Below are 14,298 nucleotides of genomic sequence, written 5' to 3'. Positions count from 1 at the left end.
CGCGAAACGCGCCACAGGATGGCCGGGCTGGCAAAACCGGCACTTAGGGCCATCATGGATAAACGACCTGGAGGGCCATGGCCATGGGACGTCTGAACCGCGTTCTTGTCGCCTCGACCCGCTGGGGGCTGGGCATTTGCGCGCTGCTGGCGGTGTTGGTGGCGCTGTACGTTAGCGTTGGCCGGCAACTGGTGCCGCTGGTGGCCGAATACCGGGCCGATGTCGAGCACAAGGCCGAGCAAGCGTTGGGCTTGCCGGTGCACGTTGGTGCCCTGGAGGGCCGCTGGAGCGGGCTTGCGCCTGTACTGCGCGTTCGCGACCTGCAATTGGGCGAAGGTGCTGGCGCGTTGCGCCTGGACGAGGTCAAGCTGGTGCCAGACCTCTGGGCCAGCCTGACCTCCCGTGAGGTACGCCTGGCACGTATCCAACTGGGTGGCTTGCAACTGATCCTGCGCGAAGACGCGCAAGGCGCCTGGAACCTCGAAGGGCTGCCGAAGAAGGATGATGCCCCGCTCGACCCCGCCGAGTTGCTGCAGCGCCTGCGCCAACTGGGGCGCATCGATGTGTTCGACAGCCAGGTAACCCTGCATCCCTGGCAGCGCGACCCCCTGACCTTGACCTACGTGAGCGTGGGCTTGCAGGCCGGTGCCTCGCGCCAGGCCCTCGACCTGCGCGCCACGCTGCCTGACGGCCAGCCCCTGGCGCTGAACCTGCGCAGCCGCGCGTCGGCCGAGGCCTGGCGCGATGGCCAGGTTGCCGCCTACCTGAGCCTGCCGCAAAGCGACTGGGCACGCTGGTTGCCGCCGAGCCTGCTGGGCAAGTGGCACGCCAGCGCATTGCGCGCGGGTGGCGAGTTCTGGGTCGACTGGGGCAAAGGCCAGTTGCAGCAAGCCGTGGTCCGGCTCAATGCGCCCCAGCTACAAGGCGCTTATGCCGAGCGCAAAGCCGCGACCTTGGAGAACCTGGCGTTGTCTGCGTGGTTCCAGCGCAACGAGCAAGGTTTTGATGTGATGGTCGATTCCCTGGCCATGAATATCGGCAAGAACCGTTGGGAATCCCACCTTCAGTTACGTCAGCGCCCAGGGCAGGCCCCCGCTGATGAGCGCTGGCAAGTGCAGGCCGACCGCCTCGACCTCACCCCCTTGACCCCGTTGATCGATGCCTTGGCACCGCTGCCGGACAACCTCATGGCCGTGGTTGATGGCCTGAACGTCACCGGCGCGCTGCGCAACGTGCGCCTGGAGGCGCGGCCCAAAGCCGAAGGCGACCAGCGCCTGCAGTTTGCCGCCAACCTGGAGAAGGTTGGTTTCAACGCTTACCACGGTGCCCCGGCGGCCGGCAATGTCAGCGGCAGCGTCAGTGGTGACCTGGGCCACGGCGAGCTGCGGCTGGATACTGATGCGTTCATGCTGCACCTGTACCCGATCTTCGCCAAACCCTGGCATTACCAGCAGGCCAATGCGCGCCTGACCTGGGCCCTCGACAAAGAAGGCTTCACCCTCGTCGCGCCCTACCTGAAGGTACTGGGCGAGGAGGGCAAGATCGCCGGTGACTTCCTCATTCGCCTGCTGTTCGAAGAGGGCCGCGAAGACTACATGGACCTGCGCGTCGGCTTGACCGAGGGCGATGGCCGCTACACGGCCAAGTACCTGCCCGAAGTGCTGAGCCCGGCCCTCGACGAATGGCTGCGCAGTGCGATCGTCAAAGGCACCGTGGACGAGGGCTACTTCCAGTACCAGGGCTCGCTGAACCATGGCGCCGCGCCAGAGGCGCGCAGTATCAGCCTGTTCTTCAAGGTGCGCGACGCGGTGTTGGACTTCCAGCCCGGCTGGCCACAGGTGCAGCAGGTGGACGGTGATGTGCTGATCGAGGACAGCGGTGTGCGCATCAAGGCACACCATGGCCTGTTGCTCGACACCAAGGTCAGTGACGTCAGTGTCGATATCCCCCACGTCGAGGGTGACCAGCACAGCCACCTATATCTCGATGGCGATTTCGACGGCGGCCTGGACGACGGCCTGAAAATTCTCAAAGAGGCGCCGATCGGCACGGGCGAGATCTTCGCCGGCTGGGAAGGCGAGGGCCCGCTCAAGGGCAAGGTCAAGCTCGATATCCCTCTGGCCCATGGGGAACGGCCCAAGGTTCAGGTGGACTTCGCCACCGCTGATGCCCGCCTCAAGGTGGCCCCGCCTACCCTGGAGTTGAACCGCCTGAAGGGCGATTTCAGCTTCGATTTGGACAAAGGGCTCAGTGGCAAGAACATCAGCTTGCAGGCGTTCGGCAAGCCGGTCACCGCGCAGATCGTTGCCGAGGGCGCGCCAGGGCAGATGCAGACTCGCATCAACGCCAATGGCCAGGTCGCGCTGAAGGCGCTGACCGAGTGGCTGCAATTCAACCAGGCCTTGCCGGCCTCGGGCGACTTGCCGTACCAGTTGCAGCTCAACCTGGGCAGCCGGGACAACAGCCTTAGCGTCAATTCCTCACTCAAGGGCCTTGCCATCGACTTGCCTGCGCCCTTCGGCAAGGCCGCTGCGGACACCCGCGACAGCCGTTTCAGCATGAACCTGCAAGGGTCGGAGCGGCGCATTGACGCCGGTTATGCCGACCTCGCGCGCTTCGCCTATGCCGCGCCTTCCGACAAACTGGCCCAGGGCCGCGGCGAATTGCTGCTGGGCACGGGGCAGGCGCAAGTACCGGCCGGCCAGGGCTTGCGCGTACGTGGGCGCCTGGAAACACTCGACCTGGCCCCCTGGCAGGCCAAGGTGGCCAGCCTGGGCGGTGATGACCCAGGTGGCAGTGCGCGGCAGATCCTGCAAAGCGTCGACCTGAGCATTGGCCAACTGAAGGCCTTCGGCATGGACCTCAACCAGGCGGTGGTACGCCTGGCCCGAGGTGGCCCGGCGTGGGACCTGCGGCTGGACAGCAAGGAAGTCATCGGCAACGCACGCGTGCCGGATGCCAAGGGCGCGCCCATGTCGATTCGCTTGCAGACCTTGCGCCTGCCGGCGGCCGACCCGGCCCAGGCCCAGGCCGAGGAAGGGCCTGACCCGTTGGCCTCGTTCGACCCGCGCAAGGTACCTGCGCTGGACCTGAGCATCGACAAGCTCTACCGCGGCGACGACCTGTTCGGCAGCGCCTCGATCAAGCTGCGCCCAACCACGCGCGGCGTTTCGGCAGACGATATTGACCTGGACTTCAAAGGCCTGCGCATCGACGGCGGCGGTGGCTGGGAAGGCCAGCCGGGCAGCACCAGCAGCTGGTACAAAGGGCGCCTGGATGGCAAGAACCTGGCTGATGTGCTCAAGGCGTGGGGGTTCGCGCCTACCGTAACCAGCCGCGATTTCCGCCTGGATGTCGATGGCCGTTGGCCCGGTTCGCCTGCCTGGGTGGGCCTGAACCGCTTCTCCGGGAGCATGGACGCGGCGTTGCGTACCGGCCAGTTTGTCGAAGTCGAAGGCAGTGCCCAGGCCTTGCGCGTGTTCGGCCTGCTCAATTTCAACTCCATCGGCCGTCGCCTGCGCCTGGACTTCTCCGACCTGTTCGAAAAAGGCCTGGCCTATGACCGGGTCAAAGGCCTGCTGGTGGCCAGTAATGGCGTGTACGTGACCCGTGAACCGATTACGGTGACCGGCCCTTCGAGCAATTTCGAGCTCGAGGGCACCCTGGACATGGTCCGTGACCGGGTGGATGCCAACCTGCAAGTGACCCTGCCGGTCACCAACAACCTGCCGCTGGCCGCTTTGATCGTCGGTGCTCCAGCGGTCGGGGGCGCGCTGTTCCTTGTGGATCGGTTGATCGGCGACCGGGTCTCACGCTTTGCCAGCGTGCATTACCGCGTCGAGGGGCCGTGGAAAGAGCCTAGAATCACATTTGTGAAACCTTTCGAGAAATAGCGCCAGGAGTATTCATGAAGGCAGCGGTGATCCAGATGGTCAGCCAGGACGACGTGCTGGCCAACCTGCAGCGGGCCGGCGCCCTGCTTGAGCAGGCCGTGCTCGGTGGCGCACGCCTGGCCGTGCTGCCAGAGAACTTCGCTGCAATGGGGCGCAAGGATGCTGCGGCGATCGGGCGTGCTGAAGCCTTGGGGGAAGGGCCGATCGTGCCCTGGTTGAAACGCACGGCGCGCGACCTCAAGTTATGGATTGTCGCCGGCACGTTGCCGTTGCCACCGGTCGGCCAACCTGATGCCAAGGCCCATGCCTGCTCGTTGTTGATCGATGAACACGGTGAAGTGGCAGCGCGCTATGACAAGTTGCACCTGTTTGACGTGGACGTCGCCGACAACCGCGGCCGTTATCGCGAGTCTGACGACTATGCCCATGGCGCACAGGTGGTGGTGGCCGATACCCCGGTGGGGCGCCTGGGCTTGAGCGTATGCTATGACCTGCGCTTCCCCGAGTTGTACAGCGCACTGCGCGCAGCCGGGGCAGAACTGATCACCGCACCTGCCGCCTTCACGGCGGTGACGGGGGCGGCGCACTGGGATGTGCTGATTCGCGCGCGTGCCATCGAGACCCAGTGCTACCTGTTGGCCGCAGCGCAGGGCGGCACCCATCCAGGGCCACGAGAAACCCATGGCCATGCAGCGATCATCGACCCTTGGGGGCGGATCGTTGCGCAGCAGGCGCAGGGCGAAGCGGTATTGCTCGCCGAGCGCGACATTGACGAACAAGCGTCCATTCGGGCGCGCATGCCGGTGGTATCGCACCGGCGCTTTTTCTCGCAGGACGCCTTGCGGCCTGCGCACACCTCGGAGTGACTATGAGCCAGATGTTATCCACCGTCAGCGAGCAGCTCCTGGCCCCAGGCGGATTGACCCTGGACAGCCTGCAGGCTGTGCTGGGTGAGTTGGCCGGCCCGGGCATCGATGCCGCCGACTTGTATTTCCAGGGCCAGATCTCAGAAACCTGGGCGCTCGAGGACGGCATCGTCAAAGAGGGCAGCTTCAACCTGGATCAGGGCGTGGGCGTACGTGCCCAATCCGGTGAAAAGACCGGCTTCGCCTACAGCAATGCCATCAACCTGGAAGCCTTGACCTCGGCGGCCCGCGCCGCGCGTTCGATTTCCCGCGCTGGGCAGAATGGCACAGTGCAGGCGTTCCGTAGCCAGGATGTGACCGCCCTGTATGCCCCGGACAACCCGCTGGATGTGCTGACGCGCGCCGAAAAGGTCGACCTGCTCAAGCGTGTCGACGCGGCGACCCGTGCGCTGGACCCGCGTATCCAGCAGGTCAGCGTGAGCATGGCCGGGGTCTGGGAGCGCATTCTCATCGCCGCGGCTGATGGCAGCCTGGCCGCCGACGTGCGCCCGCTGGTGCGTTTCAACGTCAGTGTCATCGTCGAACAGAATGGCCGCCGCGAGCGCGGTGGCCAGGGCGGTGGCGGGCGTACCGACTACCGGTTCTTCACCGAAGACAAGGTCATGGGCTATGCCCGTGAGGCCTTGCGCCAAGCGCTGGTGAACCTGGAAGCGATTCCTGCGCCGGCGGGTACCTTGCCGGTGGTGCTGGGCTCGGGTTGGTCGGGCGTGTTGTTGCATGAGGCGGTGGGCCATGGCCTGGAAGGCGACTTCAACCGCAAGGGCAGCTCGGCGTTCAGCGGCCGTATCGGTGAGCAGGTGGCGTCGAAGCTGTGCACCATCGTCGACGACGGCACCCTTGAAGGCCGCCGTGGCTCACTGAGCGTGGATGACGAAGGTACCCCGACCGAGTGCACCACGCTGATCGAAAACGGTGTGCTCAAAGGCTACATGCAGGACAAGCTGAACGCCCGCCTGATGGGCATGGCGGTGACCGGCAACGGCCGTCGCGAGTCCTACGCGCACCTGCCGATGCCACGCATGACCAACACCTACATGCGTGCCGGCGAGAGCGACCCGCAAGAAATCATCGCCTCGGTGAAAAAAGGCATCTACTGCGCCAACCTTGGTGGTGGCCAGGTGGATATCACCAGCGGCAAGTTCGTGTTCTCAACCAGTGAGGCGTACTTGATCGAGGACGGCAAGATTACTGCGCCGGTCAAAGGGGCAACGCTGATTGGTAACGGACCGGAGGCGATGAGCCGCGTGTCGATGGTCGGCAATGACCTGGCCCTGGACAGTGGTGTCGGGACCTGCGGCAAGGATGGGCAATCGGTGCCGGTAGGGGTAGGGCAGCCGACGCTGAAGCTGGATGCGATCACAGTTGGCGGTACTGGCGCGTGATGGCGTTGGGGACCGCTTTGCGGTCCTTTCGCAGCGCAAGGCTGCTCCTACAGGTATCGCATGCCCCTGTAGGAGCAGCCTTGCGCTGCGAATGGGCCGCAACGCGGCCCCACGGCATCAACGCAAACCGCGCTGCAGCTCGTCGAGGTCGCGGATGTACTTGAACACCTTGCGCGCAGCAGCAGGCGGCTTGTTCCGCGCTTTTTCGTGCTGGGCATGGCGGATCAGCGAGCGCAGTTGCTGGCGATCGGTGTCGGGGTATTCGTTGACGAAGCGCTCGAGGTCTTCGTCATTACCGTCGATGAGCCGGTCGCGCCAGCGCTCCAGGCCGTGGAAGCGCTCGTTGTACTGGCGGGTCGAGCTGTCCATCTGTTCGAGCAAGGCATGGATGGCATCCAGGTCCTGGACGCGCATCAGCTTGCCGACGAACGACATGTGCCGTTTGCGGGCTCCGTGAGCTGTGTGCTTGCTGGCCTCGGCCAACGCTTTGCGTAGCTCGTCGGTCAACGGCAGGCGTGCCAGGGTGTCGGCCTTGAGCGTAGTGAGGCGCTCGCCGAGTTCAACCAGTTCATGCAGTTCGCGCTTGATCTGGGTTTTGCTTTTTTCGCCGTCGTAGGCGTCGTTTGAATCAACCATGGTGGCAGTCCGCTAGAAATCGCCGCCATGATAACCAGTCGGGGGCCGCTTGTCCGGCCCGGTCGTAGAATGACCCTCGCCGAACGCAGAATTTGAGTGGAGAGAACCATGAGTGCAGTCCAGAGCGTAGGTCCCAAAGACCTGCCAGCGTTGCAGGAACAGGTCGAAGCGATCATCGCCGAAGCGCGTCGCCAGGGTGCCAGTGCCTGCGAAGTAGCGGTGTCGCTGGAGCAGGGCCTGTCCACCACGGTGCGCCAGCGTGAGGTCGAAACGGTCGAGTTCAACCGTGACCAGGGCTTTGGCATCACCCTCTATGTCGGCCAGCGCAAAGGCTCGGCCAGCACCTCCGCGAGTGGCCCAGACGCGATCCGCGAGACCGTTGCCGCAGCCTTGGCCATCGCCAAGCACACCTCTGAAGACGAATGCTCGGGGCTGGCCGATGCCGCGTTGATGGCGCGCGAAATCCCGGACCTGGACCTTTATCACGACTGGGATATCGAACCCGAGAAGGCGATCGAGATGGCCTTGGCCTGCGAGGCCGCGGCGTTCGACGCCGATGCCCGCATTCTCAACGCCGATGGAACCACCCTCAATACCCATCAAGGGTGCCGGGTCTATGGCAACAGCCATGGATTCATCGGTGGTTATGCGTCGACCCGGCACAGCCTGAGCTGTGTGATGATCGCCGAGGGCGACGGGCAGATGCAGCGCGACTACTGGTATGACGTGAACCGCCAAGGCACCTTGCTGGCTGACCCGCGCAGCATCGGCCAGCGCGCGGCCCAGCGTGCGGCCAGCCGCCTCGGCGCACGCCCGGTACCAACGTGCGAAGTGCCGGTGCTGTTCTCGGCGGAGCTGGCCGGCGGCCTGTTCGGCAGCTTCCTCTCGGCGATTTCCGGCGGCAACCTGTACCGCAAGTCGTCGTTCCTTGAAGGCACCCTTGGCCAGCGCCTGTTCCCTAGCTGGTTGACCCTCGATGAGCGCCCGCATATTCCTCGGGCCTTGGGCAGTGCCGCGTTCGATGGCGATGGCTTGGCGACCTACGCCAAACCGTTCGTCGACAAAGGTGAGTTGGTGTCGTACCTGCTGGGCACCTATTCCGGTCGCAAGCTCGGGCTGCCGAGCACGGCCAACTCCGGTGGTGTTCACAACTTGTACGTAACCCATGGCGTCGAAGACCAGTCTGCCCTGATCCGCCGCATGGGGCGTGGCTTGCTGGTGACCGAGCTGATGGGGCATGGCCTGAACATGGTGACCGGCGATTATTCGCGTGGGGCTGCGGGTTTCTGGGTCGAGAACGGCGAGATTCAGCATGCGGTGCAGGAAGTGACCATCGCCGGGAACATGAAGGATATGTTCCAGCAAATTGTCGCGATCGGTAACGATCTAGAGACACGCAGCAATATCCATACGGGCTCGGTGCTGATCGAGCGAATGACGGTTGCAGGGAGCTGATAGGTAACCTGCTCTGGCCTCTTCGCGGGTAAACCCGCTCCCACAGGATCACCGACTGGCTTCAGGTGCTGTGGGGGCGGGTTTACCCGCGAAGGGGCCGGTACAGCCCAGTCTGTTTAAGACTGATTTAGAGAACCCGGCCCTGGCGCCGGGTTTTTTTATGCGTCCTACCTCACGGCTTTAGTCGATCTGTACTTGAAGTGATTCTATTTATCACTTAATAATGAATATCATTACCCAGTTGCTTGGCGATGGTGTTCATGAAATCCGTCCTTCACGAATTGCCCTATTTGGAAAACTGGCGCTGGCTCAGCCGGCGCATTCGCTGCGCGCTCGAGCCCGATGAGCCGCGCCTTATCGAGCACTACCTGGCCGAAGGCCGTTACCTGGTGTGCTGCACCGAAACCTCGTCCTGGACGGTGGCGTTGACCTCCTTCCGCCTGCTGCTGGATACCGCCTGCGACCGCATGCTGCCGTGGCATTGGCGCTGCCTGTGCCTGGACCAGGCCTGGCGCCCGTTGCTGGACCTGCGCAACCTCGACCGCCGCGAACAAAACCAGCGCTGGCAGCCCTACGCCCTGCAGTTGGCCAACTGCGTGCTGCTGCCTTCGATTTCTCCCGATGAACTGATGCAAGGATTAGACGATGAGTAATACCCGTATCGAGCGTGACAGCATGGGTGAGCTTCAGGTGCCTGCCGAGGCCCTGTATGGCGCCCAGACACAGCGCGCGGTCGACAACTTCCCGATCAGCGGCCAGCGCATGCCGGCCCAGTTCATTCGCGCATTGCTGCTGGCCAAGGCCGCAGCGGCCAAGGCCAACATCGAGCTGGAGCAAGTGACCGCCGACCAGGGCCAGGCCATCGTTAAGGCGGTTGAGCAACTGCTTGCGGAAGATTTCATCCAGCATTTCCCGGTGGACGTGTTCCAGACCGGTTCCGGCACCAGTTCGAACATGAACGCCAACGAAGTGATCGCCACCCTGGCCAGCCGTGTGCTGGGTGATGCGGTCAATGCCAACGACCATGTGAACTGCGGCCAGAGCAGCAACGACATCATCCCGACCACCATCCATGTCAGTGCCGCCTTGGCGCTGCACGAGCAGCTACTGCCGGCGTTGCGGCACCTGGTGCAGGTGATCGAGGCCAAGTCGGTGCAGGTGCACGCCTTTGTAAAAACCGGCCGCACTCACCTGATGGACGCCATGCCCGTGCGCATGAGCCAGGTGCTCGACGGCTGGGCGGCGCAAATCAACGGCGCGCTGGCGCACATTGAGGCGACCCTGCCGAGCTTGCAGGCGCTGGCCCAGGGCGGTACCGCCGTCGGGACCGGCATCAACGCCCATCCACAGTTCGCGGCCGGTTTCGCGCGTCAGCTGAGTGCCCTGACCCAGGTCGAGTTCACTCCCGGGCAAAACCTGTTTGCGCTGATCGGCTCGCAAGACACGGCGGTGGCCCTTTCCGGCCAGCTCAAGACCACCGCCGTGGCACTGATGAAAATCGCCAACGACCTGCGCTGGATGAACTCCGGCCCCTTGGCCGGCCTCGGCGAGATCGAGCTGCAAGGCTTGCAGCCGGGCTCGTCGATCATGCCGGGCAAGGTCAACCCAGTGATCCCGGAAGCCACCGCCATGGTCGCCGCGCAGGTGATCGGCAATGACGCGACCATCGCCATCGCCGGGCAGTCGGGCAACTTTGAGCTGAACGTCATGTTGCCGGTGATCGCCCGCAACCTGCTGGAAAGCATCGAGCTGATGGCCAACGTCAGTCGCCTGCTGGCCGACAAGGCCATCGCCACCTTCAAGGTCAATGAAAGCAAGCTCAAGGAGGCGCTGGCGCGCAACCCGATCCTGGTCACTGCGCTGAACCCGATCATCGGCTACCTCAAGGCTGCCGAAATCGCCAAGACCGCCTACAAGCAGGGCCGCCCGATCATCGACGTGGCGCTGGAACACACCGACTTGTCGCGTGACCAGCTCGAGGCCCTGCTGGACCCGGAAAAACTCACGGCCGGCGGTATCTGACTCAGCGTCACCGCCGAGCGTACGAGCCATCGCGCTCAGGAGAAACGTCATGCAGCACTGGAAACGCACCACTGAAACCGCCAACCGCCTGTTCGAGCAAGGTGAATGGGTCGATGCCCGGGAACACTACCTGCAAGCCTTGGCCTTGGCCCAGGTGCTGTTCGAGCGCTGGCATGACGTCGACGAAGCGGTGGCGGTGTTCGTCATCGCTCACCACAACCTGGCCGACCTGCACCTGCGCCTGAACCAGCCGCACGAGAGCGCCGACTACCTGTGCTCTGCACACCAGCGCCTGCTCCAGGCCAGCCAGGAAGCGCGCTTGCCCCAGGCGCTGCGGGATGCAGCGCTGCGCCACAGTTCACGCACCTACACCGAATTGCTGAGTTTCATTGCCGAGTACGGACAGTACCCGCGCACCGAGCGCCTGCTCAACCGTCACGCCCCCGCCGCCAGCGAGCTGGCCGCGCAAACAGGCGTGACACCCAGAACCCACGCTTACGGAATCCATTGATATGCCACATACCTTGCCTGCGTTGCCTTATGCCTACGATGCGCTGGAGCCGCACATCGATGCCCAGACCATGGAAATTCACCACAGCAAGCACCACCAGACCTACATCAACAACCTCAACGCTGCCATCGAAGGCACCGAGTGGGCCGAATGGCCGGTGGAGCAGTTGGTAAGCGCGGTCAAGCAGCTGCCAGAAAAGCTGCAGGGCGCCGTGATCAACCAAGGCGGCGGCCACGCCAACCACACGCTGTTCTGGACGGTGATGGCGCCACACGGCGGCGGCCAGCCACACGGTCAGGTGGCCAAGGCCATCGAGGCCGAGCTGGGTGGGTTCGACGCGTTCAAGGACGCCTTCACCAAAGCAGCGCTGACCCGCTTTGGCAGTGGCTGGGCGTGGCTCAGCGTCACCCCGGGCAACACGCTGGTGGTCGAAAGCAGCGGTAACCAGGACAGCCCGCTGATGCACGGCAACACGCCGATTCTCGGGTTGGACGTGTGGGAGCACGCCTACTACCTGAAATACCAGAACCGTCGCCCTGAATACATCGGTGCCTTCTACAACGTCGTCGACTGGGCGGAAGTGGAACGTCGTTATCTCGAAGCCTTGAAGTGAGTCGATCCGGTATGCGTTCACAGGTGTTGTCCGTCAGCAGCGTGCGTCTGTTTCGTCTGGCGATAGGAACCTTGCTGTTGCTGGCGGGCACAGCATTGCTGCTGGCGCAGGGCATTGCCTGGCTGGGCCTAGAGCCGCGCATGCTGCGTGCCCTCGAAGGGGGCGCATTGTGCGCGTTGGGGACAGCGCTGGGCGCGGTACCGGTGTTGGTGATTCGTAACATGCCGGTAGCCCTGGCCGACACACTGCTGGGCTTCGGCGCGGGTGTGATGCTGGCGGCCACCGCGTTTTCCCTGATCATCCCGGGGCTGGAGGCGGCGCAAGGCATCGGCTTCAGCCCTTGGGGCGCGGGCGGCCTGATCAGCTTTGGCCTGATGTTTGGCGCCTTGTGCCTGTTCCTGGTCGACCTCAAGGTCTCCGGAGCCTCGCCAGAAGCCTTGGTCGGCACGGACAACCAGCCGGTGATCGCCGCGCGAATCTGGTTGTTCGTGATCGCCATCATCGCCCACAACATTCCTGAAGGCATGGCCATTGGCGTGTCTGCGGGCGGTGGCATGGCCGATGCCGACAGCCTGGCAATGGGCATCGCTTTGCAGGATGTGCCGGAAGGGCTGGTGATTGCGCTGGTGCTGGCGGGGGCGGGCATGCCGCGTTTCAAGGCATTCTTGATTGGTGCCGCTTCAGGCCTGGTCGAACCGGTGGCAGCGGTTATTTGTGCCTGGCTGGTAAATGTGGCAGAGCTGCTGTTGCCGTTGGGCCTGGCGTGTGCCGCCGGGGCGATGCTGCTGGTAGTGACCCAGGAGATCATCCCCGAGTCGCGCAGCAATGGGCATCACCGCCTGGCCAGTTTGGGATTGTGTATCGGTTTTTGCCTGATGATGGTGATGGACACGGCGATGTCTTGAATGTGGTGAAGGCAGGCTGCCCTTCGCCAACGTTGTCAGGCGAAGATAACTTCTACCCGGCCCTCGCGTCGTGAGCGAGGCGCCGCCTTGACCACAATCTGAATGTCGCGGCCAAGGCGTGCCAGGCAATCAATCATTTTTGTTTCGCTGATACCGCGAAACTTCCCTCGCATCATTTCGGAGACCTTGGGTTGCGGAAGCCCCAGTACTGCCGCTGCCTGCACTTGAGTCAGGTGGCGTGCCTTGATGATGCTGCAGATCTTGCTGGCCAGGTGTGCCTTTATCAGCATTTCGCCAGCGTCTGCGCTGTTGAGGTCGGCATAGACGTTTCCGCTGCTTTCTTCGATCTCAATCATGTGTTGTTCCTTTTGCGTGAGCCACTGCCTGCTTCAGCCTTGACTTGATCAAGTCCAATTCGTGCTTGGGTGTCTTGATGCCTGAATTGGATTTTTTCTGGAAACAATGCAGGACGTACACCGCAGCCCCCAGGCTTACGGTATAGATGGCGCGATAGGTGTCGCTGTTGTGGTTTTCCACCACCTCCAGAACGCCAGCACCGGTGAAGCCCTTCAGGCATTTCGCCTGAGGGTGTTTGCTCCCTTCTTGTGCCAAATGCAGGGCAAAGCCGAAAATATCCTGTACATCGCTTGGCGCTTCCTGCAGATCCTTCTTACTACTTCCTACCCAGTACAGCGGTTTGACACGTTTGAATGCATCCATGACATCGTCCTAATCTATACCTATATAGGTATAAATACAAACGCGCTCTTGGTCATGCTGAAAATTGGCAGGGGATGTTGCCGGGCTTTACTCGCCTTCGTCGAAGTAGTTGTTGATCAACTCGACCAGTGCGTCCAGCGCGTCGTTGTCCTGTTCGCCTTCGGTCAGCAAGTGCACTTGGGTGCCTTTGCCTGCCGCGAGCATCATCACCGCCATGATGCTCTTGCCGTCCACCAGCTTGTCTGGCGCGCGGCCTACCTTGACCTGGCAGGGAAAGCGCCCGGCCACGCCGACGAACTTGGCCGCCGCCCGGGCATGCAGGCCCAGCTTGTTGATGATGGTGATTTCGCGGGCGGGCATCGTGGGGTGGATCCTGTGGGCTAGAGGTCGCGGTGGCGGACCTGGACGTTTTTCAGGGATTGCTGCAGCAACATGCCGAGGCGTTCGGTGAGGTACACCGACCGGTGATGGCCACCGGTGCAGCCAATGGCGATGGTGACATAGGCGCGGTTGCTGGCGGCGAAGCGGGGCAGCCATTTAAGCAGGTAGCTGGAAATGTCGTTGAACATCTCTTCGACGTCCGGCTGGGCGGCGAGGTAGTCGATTACCGGTTGTTCGAGACCAGAATGCTCACGCAATTCGGGCTTCCAGTAGGGGTTGGGCAAGCAGCGCACGTCGAACACCAGGTCGGCATCGACCGGCATACCACGTTTGAAGCCAAAGGATTCGACCAGGAACGCGGTGCCAGGCTCTGGCTGGTTGAGCAGGCGCAGCTTGATCGAGTCGCGCAACTGGTAAAGGTTGAGGCTGGTGGTGTCGATCTTGAGGTCGGCAAGGTCGGCGATCGGCCCCAGCATGTCGCTTTCCACGCGTATCGCTTCTGCCAGGGAACGGTCGGCATTGGTCAGCGGGTGACGCCGACGGGTCTCCGAAAAGCGCTTGAGCAGGGTGTCTTCGTCGGCATCCAGGTACAGCACATCACACTTGATATGCCGGGCTCGGGCCTCTTCGAGCAGCTCGGGGAAACGCGTCAGGTGGCTGGGCAGGTTGCGCGCGTCAATCGACACGGCGACCTTGGGCTGCAGCAACTCGGTATTGATCAAGGCATCTTCCGCAAGCTGCGGCAGCAGCCCGGCGGGAAGGTTGTCGATGCAATAGAAACCGTTGTCTTCCAGGACATCGAGGGCGGTGCTCTTGCCGGAGCCGGACCGGCCGCTGACGATGATCAGGTGCAT

The 14,298-nt window shown here is 63.2% G+C and carries 14 protein-coding genes; 9 read left to right on the top strand and 5 right to left on the bottom strand.

Translation table 11 applies throughout. The features are described from left to right. The first annotated feature begins 77 nt into the window (after positions 1-77). Genes OO306_RS17055 through tldD form a run of 3 tightly spaced genes read left to right on the top strand, consistent with a single transcriptional unit; the run spans position 78 to position 6,201 of the window. On the top strand, positions 78-3,893 hold the full coding sequence (locus OO306_RS17055; RefSeq protein WP_265969411.1) for a YhdP family protein: 3,816 nt from the start codon (positions 78-80) through the stop codon (positions 3,891-3,893). Positions 3,894-3,907: 14 nt separating this feature from the next. Continuing rightward, positions 3,908-4,759, top strand: coding sequence for a carbon-nitrogen hydrolase family protein (locus OO306_RS17050; protein ID WP_265969410.1), 852 nt, complete (start codon positions 3,908-3,910; stop codon positions 4,757-4,759). Positions 4,760-4,761: 2 nt separating this feature from the next. After that, positions 4,762-6,201, top strand: coding sequence for a metalloprotease TldD (tldD, locus tag OO306_RS17045; protein ID WP_027595595.1), 1,440 nt, complete (start codon positions 4,762-4,764; stop codon positions 6,199-6,201). A gap of 117 nt (positions 6,202-6,318) precedes the next feature. Here tldD and yjgA read toward each other — a convergent pair whose 3' ends face one another. Next, positions 6,319-6,837: a ribosome biogenesis factor YjgA gene (yjgA, locus tag OO306_RS17040; RefSeq protein ID WP_027595596.1), complete on the bottom strand. Its 519-nt coding sequence runs from the start codon at positions 6,835-6,837 to the stop codon at positions 6,319-6,321. Positions 6,838-6,945: 108 nt separating this feature from the next. Between yjgA and pmbA the strand changes: the two genes are divergently transcribed. The 6 genes from pmbA to OO306_RS17010 all read left to right on the top strand — a co-directional run bounded on the left by pmbA (position 6,946) and on the right by OO306_RS17010 (position 12,343). Then, the gene (pmbA, locus tag OO306_RS17035; protein ID WP_099428393.1) at positions 6,946-8,292 is read left to right on the top strand and encodes a metalloprotease PmbA; all 1,347 of its coding nucleotides are present in this window, start codon (positions 6,946-6,948) and stop codon (positions 8,290-8,292) included. Between the two features lie 251 nt (positions 8,293-8,543). Next, a complete protein-coding gene (locus tag OO306_RS17030) occupies positions 8,544-8,945 on the top strand; it encodes a hypothetical protein (RefSeq protein WP_027595598.1) in 402 nt (133 codons plus the stop codon). Continuing rightward, entirely contained in the window at positions 8,938-10,314 is a 1,377-nt protein-coding gene (locus OO306_RS17025) for a lyase family protein (protein WP_099428394.1), read from the top strand. The genes OO306_RS17030 and OO306_RS17025 overlap by 8 nt, the downstream gene beginning before the upstream one ends. 49 nt (positions 10,315-10,363) lie before the next feature. Then, entirely contained in the window at positions 10,364-10,825 is a 462-nt protein-coding gene (locus OO306_RS17020; protein WP_027595600.1) for a hypothetical protein, read from the top strand. A 1-nt stretch (position 10,826) separates the two neighbouring features. Beyond that, complete coding sequence (locus OO306_RS17015; protein WP_027595601.1) at positions 10,827-11,438, top strand: superoxide dismutase; 612 nt, start codon at positions 10,827-10,829, stop codon at positions 11,436-11,438. An 11-nt stretch (positions 11,439-11,449) separates the two neighbouring features. Further along, positions 11,450-12,343, top strand: coding sequence for a ZIP family metal transporter (locus tag OO306_RS17010; RefSeq protein WP_027595602.1), 894 nt, complete (start codon positions 11,450-11,452; stop codon positions 12,341-12,343). 35 nt (positions 12,344-12,378) lie between these two features. Here the strand turns inward: OO306_RS17010 and OO306_RS17005 are convergent, their stop codons facing one another. From OO306_RS17005 to rapZ, 4 genes are all read right to left on the bottom strand, one after another. After that, complete coding sequence (locus OO306_RS17005) at positions 12,379-12,699, bottom strand: helix-turn-helix domain-containing protein (protein ID WP_238210372.1); 321 nt, start codon at positions 12,697-12,699, stop codon at positions 12,379-12,381. After that, on the bottom strand, positions 12,692-13,063 hold the full coding sequence (locus tag OO306_RS17000) for a type II toxin-antitoxin system RelE/ParE family toxin (protein ID WP_265969409.1): 372 nt from the start codon (positions 13,061-13,063) through the stop codon (positions 12,692-12,694). Before OO306_RS17000 ends, OO306_RS17005 begins: the two co-directional genes overlap by 8 nt. Positions 13,064-13,150: 87 nt before the next feature. Continuing rightward, complete coding sequence (locus tag OO306_RS16995) at positions 13,151-13,423, bottom strand: HPr family phosphocarrier protein (protein WP_027595603.1); 273 nt, start codon at positions 13,421-13,423, stop codon at positions 13,151-13,153. A gap of 20 nt (positions 13,424-13,443) precedes the next feature. After that, complete coding sequence (rapZ, locus tag OO306_RS16990; RefSeq protein ID WP_265969408.1) at positions 13,444-14,298, bottom strand: RNase adapter RapZ; 855 nt, start codon at positions 14,296-14,298, stop codon at positions 13,444-13,446.

The organism is Pseudomonas sp. DCB_AW (assembly GCF_026240895.1).
In the GTDB taxonomy this organism is placed as follows: Bacteria; Pseudomonadota; Gammaproteobacteria; order Pseudomonadales; family Pseudomonadaceae; genus Aquipseudomonas; species Aquipseudomonas kermanshahensis.
This window is presented reverse-complemented; position numbering and strand designations above follow the sequence as displayed.

Coding starts and splice junctions, on each gene's coding strand:
- OO306_RS17010 (WP_027595602.1), top strand. CDS start 11,450: ATGCGTTCACAGGTGTTGTCCGTCAGCAGCGTGCGTCTGTTTCGTCTG.
- OO306_RS17020 (WP_027595600.1), top strand. CDS start 10,364: ATGCAGCACTGGAAACGCACCACTGAAACCGCCAACCGCCTGTTCGAG.
- OO306_RS17050 (WP_265969410.1), top strand. CDS start 3,908: ATGAAGGCAGCGGTGATCCAGATGGTCAGCCAGGACGACGTGCTGGCC.
- OO306_RS17055 (WP_265969411.1), top strand. CDS start 78: ATGGCCATGGGACGTCTGAACCGCGTTCTTGTCGCCTCGACCCGCTGG.
- OO306_RS17030 (WP_027595598.1), top strand. CDS start 8,544: ATGGTGTTCATGAAATCCGTCCTTCACGAATTGCCCTATTTGGAAAAC.
- tldD (WP_027595595.1), top strand. CDS start 4,762: ATGAGCCAGATGTTATCCACCGTCAGCGAGCAGCTCCTGGCCCCAGGC.
- yjgA (WP_027595596.1), bottom strand. CDS start 6,837: ATGGTTGATTCAAACGACGCCTACGACGGCGAAAAAAGCAAAACCCAG.
- pmbA (WP_099428393.1), top strand. CDS start 6,946: ATGAGTGCAGTCCAGAGCGTAGGTCCCAAAGACCTGCCAGCGTTGCAG.
- rapZ (WP_265969408.1), bottom strand. CDS start 14,298: ATGCACCTGATCATCGTCAGCGGCCGGTCCGGCTCCGGCAAGAGCACC.
- OO306_RS17015 (WP_027595601.1), top strand. CDS start 10,827: ATGCCACATACCTTGCCTGCGTTGCCTTATGCCTACGATGCGCTGGAG.
- OO306_RS16995 (WP_027595603.1), bottom strand. CDS start 13,423: ATGCCCGCCCGCGAAATCACCATCATCAACAAGCTGGGCCTGCATGCC.
- OO306_RS17005 (WP_238210372.1), bottom strand. CDS start 12,699: ATGATTGAGATCGAAGAAAGCAGCGGAAACGTCTATGCCGACCTCAAC.
- OO306_RS17000 (WP_265969409.1), bottom strand. CDS start 13,063: ATGGATGCATTCAAACGTGTCAAACCGCTGTACTGGGTAGGAAGTAGT.
- OO306_RS17025 (WP_099428394.1), top strand. CDS start 8,938: ATGAGTAATACCCGTATCGAGCGTGACAGCATGGGTGAGCTTCAGGTG.